Annotated in this window: 10 protein-coding genes and 1 pseudogene; 5 read left to right on the forward strand and 6 right to left on the reverse strand. The window is 62.4% G+C overall.

Features of this window, described 5'->3' with window-relative positions; genetic code table 11:
* Nucleotides 1–27: 27 nt before the first annotated feature.
* The 4 genes from OP495_RS15290 to OP495_RS15305 all read right to left on the reverse strand — a co-directional run bounded on the left by OP495_RS15290 (nucleotide 28) and on the right by OP495_RS15305 (nucleotide 3474).
* A complete protein-coding gene (locus OP495_RS15290; protein WP_280570527.1) occupies nucleotides 28–945 on the reverse strand; it encodes a MurR/RpiR family transcriptional regulator in 918 nt (305 codons plus the stop codon).
* Nucleotides 946–1062: 117 nt separating this feature from the next.
* Entirely contained in the window at nucleotides 1063–1989 is a 927-nt protein-coding gene (locus tag OP495_RS15295) for a biotin-dependent carboxyltransferase family protein (RefSeq protein WP_280570529.1), read from the reverse strand.
* Complete coding sequence (locus OP495_RS15300) at nucleotides 1986–2717, reverse strand: allophanate hydrolase subunit 1 (RefSeq protein WP_280570530.1); 732 nt, start codon at nucleotides 2715–2717, stop codon at nucleotides 1986–1988. The genes OP495_RS15295 and OP495_RS15300 overlap by 4 nt, the downstream gene beginning before the upstream one ends.
* A 4-nt stretch (nucleotides 2718–2721) precedes the next feature.
* The gene (locus OP495_RS15305; protein ID WP_280570532.1) at nucleotides 2722–3474 is read right to left on the reverse strand and encodes a 5-oxoprolinase subunit PxpA; all 753 of its coding nucleotides are present in this window, start codon (nucleotides 3472–3474) and stop codon (nucleotides 2722–2724) included.
* Between the two features lie 216 nt (nucleotides 3475–3690).
* Here OP495_RS15305 and OP495_RS15310 point away from each other — a divergent pair, with 216 nt between their 5' ends.
* The 5 genes from OP495_RS15310 (at nucleotide 3691) to OP495_RS15330 (ending at nucleotide 8207) form a co-directional block, all read left to right on the forward strand.
* Nucleotides 3691–4128, forward strand: coding sequence for a VOC family protein (locus OP495_RS15310; protein WP_280561792.1), 438 nt, complete (start codon nucleotides 3691–3693; stop codon nucleotides 4126–4128).
* A 62-nt stretch (nucleotides 4129–4190) separates the two neighbouring features.
* A complete protein-coding gene (locus OP495_RS15315) occupies nucleotides 4191–5135 on the forward strand; it encodes a LysR family transcriptional regulator (protein WP_280570533.1) in 945 nt (314 codons plus the stop codon).
* Nucleotides 5136–5221: 86 nt separating this feature from the next.
* Entirely contained in the window at nucleotides 5222–6211 is a 990-nt protein-coding gene (locus OP495_RS15320) for a TRAP transporter substrate-binding protein (RefSeq protein WP_280570534.1), read from the forward strand.
* Nucleotides 6212–6319: 108 nt separating this feature from the next.
* Complete coding sequence (locus OP495_RS15325) at nucleotides 6320–6877, forward strand: TRAP transporter small permease (RefSeq protein ID WP_280561795.1); 558 nt, start codon at nucleotides 6320–6322, stop codon at nucleotides 6875–6877.
* Between the two features lie 28 nt (nucleotides 6878–6905).
* Nucleotides 6906–8207, forward strand: coding sequence for a TRAP transporter large permease subunit (locus tag OP495_RS15330; protein WP_280570536.1), 1302 nt, complete (start codon nucleotides 6906–6908; stop codon nucleotides 8205–8207).
* Between the two features lie 85 nt (nucleotides 8208–8292).
* Here the strand turns inward: OP495_RS15330 and araD1 are convergent, their stop codons facing one another.
* Together araD1 and araH are read right to left on the reverse strand one after the other, a co-directional pair.
* Complete coding sequence (araD1, locus tag OP495_RS15335; protein WP_280570538.1) at nucleotides 8293–9300, reverse strand: AraD1 family protein; 1008 nt, start codon at nucleotides 9298–9300, stop codon at nucleotides 8293–8295.
* 106 nt (nucleotides 9301–9406) lie between these two features.
* Nucleotides 9407–9809 (reverse strand): annotated as a pseudogene (gene araH, locus OP495_RS15340) (L-arabinose ABC transporter permease AraH); the annotation flags it as partial.

Genomic DNA, 9809 nt, shown 5'->3' on the forward strand with positions numbered 1-9809 from the left:
CAGAGAAACGATGTTAAGGCGAGTACATCACTCGACGTGTAGACGCGAGATCAGTGCCTCGCGCTGGCGCAGGGCGAGCACCGCGTCGTGCCCCATCTCGCGGGCCACGCGAGACAGCAACAACTCGACGAGCATGAACAGGCTACTCATGGGGTTGAAGAAGAAAGCGCCCTCGGCCGGCGCAAGCAATGTGGACACGGCCAACGTCGCCAGCTGCGAGCTGGAATGATTCGTCAACGCCAGCAGCGAGGCGCCCTGTTCCACCGCCAGCCGGCAGTAGTCGGTGCTCATCCGCGACTCGGGCCGAAAGGCGATGCCGATCACCAGGTCATCTTCGCTCAGCCGCAATGCCTGCTCGACGCTGACGCCAGCGTGCCCCGAAACCAGGTGCACGCCATCGCGCAGATAATCCAGGTAATACGCCAGGTAATGCGCGGCTCCGAAGCTGGCCCGCAGGCCGATGACGTGTATACGCCGCGCCCGCTGGATGCTAGACGCTGCCGCAGCCAGTTGCGTTGTATCCAGCGCCTCCACGGTGGCCGAGAGATTTTGCATCTCTTGCTGCCAGAGCGCGCGGTCGTCGGCCAGCGCGTCGCCCTCGGCCCGGGGCGTCTCACCGAAGTCCAGCAGGCGCTGGGCACGCGTGGAATAGAAGGCGCTATCGCTAAGATCCTCACGAAACAGCGCCTGCAGCGCCTTGAACCCCTCCAGGCCGAGGGCATGCGCCAGCCGTGTCAGGCGCGAAGGGTTCACGCCGTGGTGCTGCGCCAACTGCGAGATACTCGACAGGCTCACAGCCTCGGGCTGGGCCAATAGGGCCTCGAGTAATGTAAGCCCCTTGGCGGAAAGCTTCAGATCGGTGGCATCGCCGCGTCGAGCACGCAGCGCCAGCAGTTGCAGATCGGCGTAGCGACGAGGTGGCCAGTCGGCATTGTCGGCGGGCATGGCAGGCTCCTGGGGCGATGCTGCCTCCAGAGTAGATGCCGACCCTCGAATTTGCAAATTAATTTGCAAAAAAGAAAATAAATTATCTTATGGCTGCCAATACTTCGACCCCAAGCATCAACGCCAGCACATCAACTGGCGCAGGTGCGCGTCACGCGCCTGTCCCGCCGCCACCGGCGTCAGCCATACCTCGGTGCCCGGCTGGCATTGCGCCAATCGCGCGCAGGCCAGCGGCGTCAGCGCGCCGAGGCGCGGATAGCCACCGATGGTCTGGCGATCGTTGAGCAAAATGATGGGCTGACCATCGGTGGGCACCTGGACGGCGCCCAGCGGAATTCCCTCGGAGACCATCCCCTCCCCCAGGTAACGCAGTTCGGGACCAGTCAGGCGCACCCCCATACGATCGGCACGCTGATCGATGGTCCAAGCGGTATTAAAGGCTTCGAATACGCTGGCACCGCTGAAATCGGCGATCTGCGCGCCGCCTACTAGCGCCAACGTCACACGCTCTCCATCTCCAGGTAACGTGCCCACGCCCGAGGGCAGCGTGCGTTCGCGTCCCGCATCGTCCCCCGCCCATGTCAGGCAATCGCCTTCATTCAGCACGCGCCCCTGACCATCGAGCCCGCCCAGGCTTTCGCGCATCGTGCTGGCCACGCTGCCCAGCACCGGTGTGGCATCGAGTCCCCCCGGAAAGGCTAGATAGGCGCGCAGACCGGCCCGAGGACTCTCGAGCGCCAGCCGCTGCCCGGCAGCGATAGTGAAACGGCTGCCTGGCGCCACCGGCTCATCGTCGAGGGTCGCGCCCAGGTCAGCCCCCGTCAGGGCCAGAGTCGTCGAGACCTCGGCGTACAGGATCAAGCCGCCCAGGGTAATTTCCACGCTGGGGGCTTGCGGCGCGTTACCCAGCAGCCAATTGGCCCATCCCAACGACACCCAGTCGGCGGCACCGCCCTGAGTCACGCCGAGATGGCGTACCCCGAAGCGTCCACCATCTTGTAACAACGTCAGCGGCCCCGCGCGTTCGACGATCAATCCCTTCATGTCTGAGCCTCCGTGGGGGTGTCGCCGCGCTCAGCCAGCGGCGTCGGATCGCCACCGCGTTCGATGAACGCCTCGCGGGAAATTGCCTCGAAACGCACCTTGTCGCCGGGGCGCAACAGGCTGTAGCCCTCCCGATCGTGCCCAAACAGCGCCACGGGCGTGCGCCCAAGAATGTTCCAGCCGCCAGGCGAGAGCGTGGGATAGACCGCCGTCTGGCGTTCGGCGATGGCCACGCTGCCGGCGGCGACTTTCTGGCGTGGCGTCTTCAGGCGCGGCGTGGCCAGCTCATCGTCGAGACGGCCCATGAAGGCGTAACCGGGCGCGAAGCCCAGCGCGAAGACGCTGTAATCCCGCGCGCAGTGCCGCGCGACCACGTCCTCGTGACTAACGCCAAGACGCTCGGCGATGCGCTCGAGTTCCGGGCCGACACTGACGTCGTACCACACCGGAATCACATGCCGCTGACCTTCGCCACTCGTCGCCGGCGTCAGGCCCTGCAGCGCCTCGCTTACCCAGGCACGAGCGGACTGCAGATCAAGACGTTGGATATCGTAGTGCACCAGCAGTGTGGTGTAGGACGGCACCAGGTCGATCAGTGCCTCGCCGAAGGTCTCGCGCAGAGCGCGGTCAGCGGCCAGCATCCACGGCATGTTCTCTTCGTCGATGTTGTCGAAGAGGCGCACGATGAGACTGTCCATACCCACCGTTTCGATACTTGGGTCGCTCACCGGCTCACTCCCGTGCCAGGCCATCGAAAGCGTCACGAATGGCGCGCACGGCAGCCACCGACTCGGCATTATCACCGTGGACGCAGAGCGTATCGGTGGCCAGACGCAGCATGCTGCCGTCGTTGGCGGTCAGCGCCTCGCCCTTGGCAAGCCCCACCGCCTGCGCCACGATGGTCTCGCGGTCATGATGCACGGCGCCCGGCTCGCGTCGCGAGACCAGCCGTCCCTGAGGGTCGTAGGCGCGGTCGGCGAAGCTCTCGAACCATAGCGTGACGCCCATTTCCTCGGCCAGCGCACGCATCGGCGCCGGATCCGCGGTGGCCATGGCCAGCAGCGGCAAACTGCGATCATAGGCCAGCATCGCGCGCATGGCGCCACGCATCAGTTCGGGGTCGCGGGCCATGTCGTTGTACAACGCCCCGTGCGGCTTGACGTAGCTCACGGTCGTGCCCTCGGCGCGGCACATGCCCTCCAGCGCGCCGATCTGATACAGCATCATGTCCTCGACTTCGCGCGGCGAACACGCCAACGAGCGACGCCCGAAGCCTTGTAGATCGGGATAGGCGGGATGCGCACCGACACACACGCCGTGCTGCACGGCCAACGCCACGGTACGTCGCATGATGTCGGGGTCGGAGGCATGAAAACCACAGGCGATATTGGCGCAATCGACATAGGGCATGACCTCGTCGTCGAGGCCCATTTTCCAGTTGCCGAAGCTCTCTCCCATGTCGCAGTTGAGAAGCGGAAGGGACATGAACGTGACCTCTTTTATTGTCGTCGGCTTTCACGAATGCAGGATTTCACTCTAAGAAAGCCCACGTGGCCCGGTCCAATCGTTTTTCGTGATGCGTGATATCGGCGCAGCCTTTCATCGCCTCGACGTCAAGGGAAACCAGTTGACGGCGACTAGTGGACGGCTAAAGAATCGCCTTTCGCATATCCCAATCACAACAGATCCAAGGAGGCCTTCATGGCTGTCAGCGATCCTTTCCATCTCGCCGTTCAGGTCCGCGATATAGACGAAGCCCGGCGTTTCTACGGCGACTTCCTGGGCTGCCCCGAAGGCCGCTCATCGGAGAGCTGGGTCGATTTCGATCTCTTCGGCCACCAGTTCGTCTGTCATCTCAACCCCGCACTGAAGGACACCGCCGTCGCCAGTCACAAGAATCCGGTGGACGGCCATGGCGTGCCAGTGCCGCATTTCGGCGTGGTGCTGGAAATGTCCGCCTGGCAGGCCCTGGCCGACAAGCTACGCGCCCATGACATGGCCTTCGAGGTCGAACCCTACGTGCGTTTCAAGGGCGAACCCGGCGAGCAGGCCACCATGTTCTTCTACGATCCTTCCGGCAACGCCCTGGAGTTCAAGGCCTTCAAGAACCGCGAGGCACAACTGTTCAAGAAAGCGTAACACGGTGCGGTTCTTAACTTCGCCGCTCGGCCATCCGGGCGGCGGCACTCGCAGGATTAACGATGTTCGATTTCAAAGAACTCGAGGCCTTTGTCTGGGTGGTGCGCCTGGGCTCGTTTCGCAAGGGCGCAACCAAACTGTATCTGACCCAGCCGTCGATCTCGGACCGTATCACCCGGCTGGAAGAGAGCGTCGGCGACTCGCTGCTCGACCGCTCGGCGCGCCCGGTCCAGCCGACGCTTCGCGGCCGCGAGTTCTTCACCCATGCCGAGCGCCTGCTCGACGGACGCAACGAGGCCATGCGCCTGTTTCAAGACGAGGAGTCGTTTTCCGGTACGCTGCGCCTGGGCGTCATCGAGACCATCGCCAGCAGTTGGTGTCCGACCTTCATGCGCCGGCTGGCCGAGCGCTATCCACAACTGACCATCGAACTGACGGTCGACATGTCCCCGCTTCTACACCAGCGACTGGCCGAAAACGACCTCGACATGCTGTTCGCAATGGATGGCACTGTCCCCGGGGTGTCCGCCATTCAAAAACCATTGTGTACCTTCGAGATGGGCATGTTCGCGGCCCCTGAACTCGCCGCCACACTACGCCACAGCGACATGAAAACCTTTGCCGACACGGCGTTCATCTCTTTCAGCAAGCAGGCACGACCGTACAGTGAGCTGGTGGCCTACCTTACCGCACTGGGCATCGACACCCCGCGGATTCACCGTACGAGCACCTTGATGACCATCATGCGCATGAGTATCGAGGGCGTCGGTATCGGCGTGTTACCGGTCGCTACGGTACGCGAGGCCGTGGACGCAGGCAGCCTGGAGCGCCTGCCACTGGAAGAGCCCTTGCCACCGATGATCTACGACACCATCTGGCGCCGCTCAAATTATCCGAGCTTCTGCGCCAGCGTGGCACGCCTGGCCAAGCAGTGCGCCGCCGATTACGCCCAGGATCACGGAAAGCTTTCATCACCGGCCACTATGAAAGGCTACGTCGATACTTGACATCAGAATTAACGATTTGACGCCAACGTATCGCCACTTGAAGAATGAATTCGTCTTCCAAGTTCAATAACAATGAGGAATTGAACATGCGTACGATGCACTCTTTCGCCTGGCTGGCGGCAATCGGCTCGCTCGGCATTGCCAGCAGCGCCATGGCCGCGCAATGGAACCTCGCCACGCCCTACGGCGATGCCAGCTTTCATACCCAGAACACCAAACAATTTGCCGAGGACGTCGCCGATGCTACCGACGGCGAACTGGATATCAATGTGCATAGCGGCGGCTCGTTGATCGCGCACTCCGAGATCAAGCCTTCCGTGCGGCGCGGCACCGTACAGGCGGGCGAAGTGTTCCTGTCGTCGCTCTCCAACGAATCGCCGATCTACGAAGTGGACACCTTGCCGGGACTGGCCGGTAGCTACGAAGACGCCTACGACCTTTGGCAAGCCTCCAAGCCGATCATCACCCAGATGTTCGCCGATGAAGGCCTGATGCCGCTTTATGCCGTGCCATGGCCAGCACAGGGCATCTATACCAACTTCGAACTGACCGATGCCTCACAGTTCGAGGGGCTGCGCGTGCGTGCTCCTAACATCAACACGCAGCGCTTCGTCGAGAACCTGGGTGGCTTGCCCACCGAAACCGAAGAGGCCGATATTCCCACCGCGTTCAGCACCGGGCGCGTTGACGCCATGATTACGTCGGTCTCCACCGGCAAGTCGATGTCCGCCTGGGACTATGTCTCGCATTACAGCGACGCCAACCTGTGGTTGCCCAAGAACATCGTGTTCGTCAATAAGCGCGCCTTCGACCAACTCGATGACAAGACACAGCAAGCCGTGCTGGATGCCGCCGCCGAGGCCGAACGGCGTGGCTGGCAGGCCAGTCGCGAGGACAGTGCCGAGAGCGCCAAGGCCTTGAAGGAACACGACATCACGATTTCCAAGCCCAGCGGCCAGTTGGCCAAGGATCTCGAGGCCGCCGGCGACTCGCTGTTCGAAGACTGGCGAGAACGTGCCGGCGATCAGGCCAAGACACTGATCGAGCGCTACCGCAAGCGCCAGGCCAACGACTGACGCGTCACATCCGACCCAAGACGACACCTGACTCTTCGTGATCGCCATAATGCATGGCGGTCGCGAACGGGACGTGACGTCTTTGCCCCCGATCCGTGAGTGACCGACATGACCTACCGACTCGACAAACTCTATCGCCTCGGCGCTTGGGGCGCCGCGGCCTGCATGCTGGCAATCTGTGCCATCGTCACCGTTCAAGTGCTACTGCGCTGCCTGGATGCGCTGCTGGTCTTGGTGGGCAACGCGCGCCTGGGGCTCGAAATTCCCGGCGTCTCGGAAATGGCCGCTTATCTGCTGGTGGGCGCCACTTTTCTAAGCATGGCCTATACCTTTACGCACCACGCGCATATCCGAGTGACGTTGGTCATTTCACGCCTGCCGCCGCGTGCTCGCGTATGGGTCGAGACGCTCTGTCTGCTGGTGGCACTAGCGCTTAGTGTACTGCTCACCTGGGAACTGGTGGGCCTGGTGCGTGAAAGCCTCGAATACAACGATGTCTCCTCGGGATTGCTCGCCATTCCACTATGGATACCGCAAAGCGTGCTCGTCGTCGGCATCGCATTGATGTGCGTGGCGCTCCTCGAAACCTTGTTGGGTACCCTGCGCACGGCTTTAACAGCCCCTGCTGCCTATGTGGCACCCGAGCCACAGGACGGTGAATCATGATCCACCATACGCGAGAGGATGCCTCGTCATGCTGACCCTCAGTCTCGTCACGATCCTCGCCCTGGCGCTGTTGCTCGGCGGCGGCGTATGGATCGCCTTTGCCCTGCTGGGAACTGGCTGGATCGCCCTGACGTTCTTCGGCAGTTTCGAGCCCGGCCCCATTCTGGCGTCCGACTTCTGGGGCGCCAGCTACGGCTGGGACTTGACCGCTCTGCCAATGTTCGTATGGATGGGCGAGATCCTGTTTCGGTCGGGCCTTGCGGACAACATGTTTCGTGCCCTGGCGCCCTGGCTCAACCGCCTGCCGGGACGCTTGCTGCATTCCAATATCATTGGTAGCGGCCTGTTCGCTGCCGTATGCGGCTCCTCGGCCGCAACCTGCGCCACGGTCGGCAAGATGACGTTGCCCGAGCTGGAACGCCGCGGCTACGACGGCAACCTTGCCGTCGGCACGCTGGCCAGCGCCTCGACGCTGGGCCTGCTAATTCCACCCTCGATCATGATGATCGTCTACGGCGTGGTGACCGAGCAATCCATCTCGCGGCTGTTCATCGCCGGCATTCTGCCAGGCTTGCTGCTGCTGGGGCTGTTCATGGCCTACCTTATCGGCTGGTCGTTGCTGGTCGGCAACCGCCAAGGGCGTGCCGGCGAAGGTGCGACTCACATGCCGCTCGGAGAAAAGATTCGCAATAGCGCCCAGTTGATCCCACTGCTGGCGCTCATTGGAGGTATCCTGGGCAGTATCTACGGCGGGCTCGCCTCGCCGACCGAAGCCGCCGCCGTGGGCGTGGTGCTGTCGATGCTGATCGCACGAGGCAACGGTCATTTCAACAAGACCATCTTCCTCGACTCGCTCTTCGCGGCACTGCGCACGGCGTGCATGATCGCCTTGATCATCGCCGGCGCCTCGTTTCTTTCCTCGGCGCTGAGTTTCACGCAACTGCCGATGGAACTGGCCAACCACATCGCCGATATGGGCCTCTCTCCCACCATGCTGCTGGCGGTGCTAACGCTCTTCTTACTCGTGCTGGGCTGCTTTCTCGATGGTATTTCGCTGATCCTGCTGGTCACGTCGATCATCATGCCGTTGATCGAAAGCGCGGGGATCGACCTGATCTGGTTCGGTATCTATCTGGTCATCGTGGTGGAAATGTCGCAGATCACGCCGCCGGTCGGCTTCAACCTGTTCGTGATTCAGGGCCTTACCGGCAAGGACATCATCACCATTACCCGCGCGACCCTGCCGTTCTTCCTGCTGATGATTCTCGCCGTGGTGCTGTTGAATCTGTTCCCCGAGATCGTGTTGTATCTACCGCAGGCGATGAACTGACCAACACTCTCTTCGGCTACCACGCCAACGGCCGCTGGAGTATTCCAGCGGCCGTTGGCGTTCGGGTCAAAATAGCCTGCCAGACTTACACAGCTTTGACGTTCGGCACGGGCGCGGCGGCGTCCTTGGCCAGGGGGTTGCGCAGCGGCAAGGCAAATGGCTTAGCGTCGATCTCGAACACATCTCCCGGCTGGGCACTGATGCCGTCGCTGAAGCTTAGTGTCGCAGTGCCGAAGAAGTGCACATGAACGTCACCCGGACGGCAGAACTGGGCATACTTGAAATGATGTGCCTCGAGATTGGCGAGGCTGTGGCACATGTTGTCCTCGCCGGAGATGAACGGTTTCTCCCATAGCACGCCACCGTCACGCCGGATACGCGAGGTACCCTGTACGTCGCGGGGCAATTCGTCGACGAGGAGCGTCGGTCCGAAGGAACAGGCGCGCAGTTTGGAATGCGCCAGATACAGGTAATTTTCGCGCTCGGTGACATGATCCGAGAACTCGTTGCCCAGCGCGTAGCCGATGCGACGCGGCGCACCGTCGTTGTCGATCAGGTACAGGCCGGCGACCTCCGGCTCCTCGCCGCCATCCAGCGCGAAATGCGGCATGTTCAGCGCCTCGCCCGGGGCCATGACGACGCCGCCGTCACCCTTGTAGAACCACTCAGGCTGCACGCCGAAATCGCCCGCCGCGGGTTTGCCACCTTCCACCCCTTTGCGGAACATCTTCATCGAGTCGGTAAGCGGCTGCTCGCTCTTGTCCGCCTCGTTCATCTGGCGGTGCATCTTGTCGCGCCCCTCGGCACTGCCGAGATGCGTCAGGCCGGTACCAGTCACCAACAAGTGTGCCGGATCGGGATGATCGAGCGGCGCCAGCAGTTGCCCTTTATCGGACAGCGCCACAGCATCGACGCGTGCGTCTCCCGGCCACTCATCGATCAGCGCGGCCAACCCGACACCACGCTCGAGTGCGATATGCGCCAGTGTCAGCACGCTTTCCGCGCCTTCCAGACGGCGAGCCTGCGTAGGGTCATCGTCGATCGCCAGGACCATGCGATCTCCACTGTCGAGTCTGGCTTGTGCGAGTTGCATGTATTGGGCTCTCCTGAAGGCCGAGTCAATGGCATGGCGGGCTCAGTCGTGATAGACCACGCTGCGCCCGCCATCGATAGTAATACAGCTTGCGTTGAAAAAAGAATCACCCCTTGGCGCGCCGGGTCTGTTTCCAGCGGTCGAACATCACCGCCAGCAGCAGGATCGCCCCACGTACCAGATATTGATAGAAGGTGGGCACGTTGAGGAGCCCCATGGCGTTCTGCACGCAGCCCATGATCAAAACGCCGACCAGCACGCCGGTGATCGAGGCGACACCGCCGGACAGCGAGACGCCACCCAACACACAGGCGGAAATCACTGCCAGCTCCAGTCCCATCGAGGTATTGGGATCGCCCAAGCCCATGCGCGAAGCCAGCAGTACCCCGGCGATGCCAGCGACGACGCCCTGCAGGGCGAATACGGTAATCTTCAGACGCCGGACATTGACCCCAGCCAAGCTCGCCGCCTCGGCATTACCACCGGTCGCCAGGGTGTTGCGCCCGAAC

The sequence above is a fragment of the Chromohalobacter sp. 296-RDG genome (assembly GCF_029889885.1).
Classification (GTDB): Bacteria; Pseudomonadota; Gammaproteobacteria; order Pseudomonadales; family Halomonadaceae; genus Chromohalobacter.

What these genes read in the sequence shown, in the direction of transcription:
- OP495_RS15290 (WP_280570527.1), bottom strand. Translation starts at nt 945, where the DNA reads ATGCCCGCCGACAATGCCGACTGGCCACCTCGTCGCTACGCCGATCTG.
- OP495_RS15295 (WP_280570529.1), bottom strand. Translation starts at nt 1,989, where the DNA reads ATGAAGGGATTGATCGTCGAACGCGCGGGGCCGCTGACGTTGTTACAA.
- OP495_RS15305 (WP_280570532.1), bottom strand. Translation starts at nt 3,474, where the DNA reads ATGTCCCTTCCGCTTCTCAACTGCGACATGGGAGAGAGCTTCGGCAAC.
- OP495_RS15310 (WP_280561792.1), top strand. Translation starts at nt 3,691, where the DNA reads ATGGCTGTCAGCGATCCTTTCCATCTCGCCGTTCAGGTCCGCGATATA.
- OP495_RS15315 (WP_280570533.1), top strand. Translation starts at nt 4,191, where the DNA reads ATGTTCGATTTCAAAGAACTCGAGGCCTTTGTCTGGGTGGTGCGCCTG.
- OP495_RS15320 (WP_280570534.1), top strand. Translation starts at nt 5,222, where the DNA reads ATGCGTACGATGCACTCTTTCGCCTGGCTGGCGGCAATCGGCTCGCTC.
- OP495_RS15325 (WP_280561795.1), top strand. Translation starts at nt 6,320, where the DNA reads ATGACCTACCGACTCGACAAACTCTATCGCCTCGGCGCTTGGGGCGCC.
- OP495_RS15330 (WP_280570536.1), top strand. Translation starts at nt 6,906, where the DNA reads ATGCTGACCCTCAGTCTCGTCACGATCCTCGCCCTGGCGCTGTTGCTC.
- araD1 (WP_280570538.1), bottom strand. Translation starts at nt 9,300, where the DNA reads ATGCAACTCGCACAAGCCAGACTCGACAGTGGAGATCGCATGGTCCTG.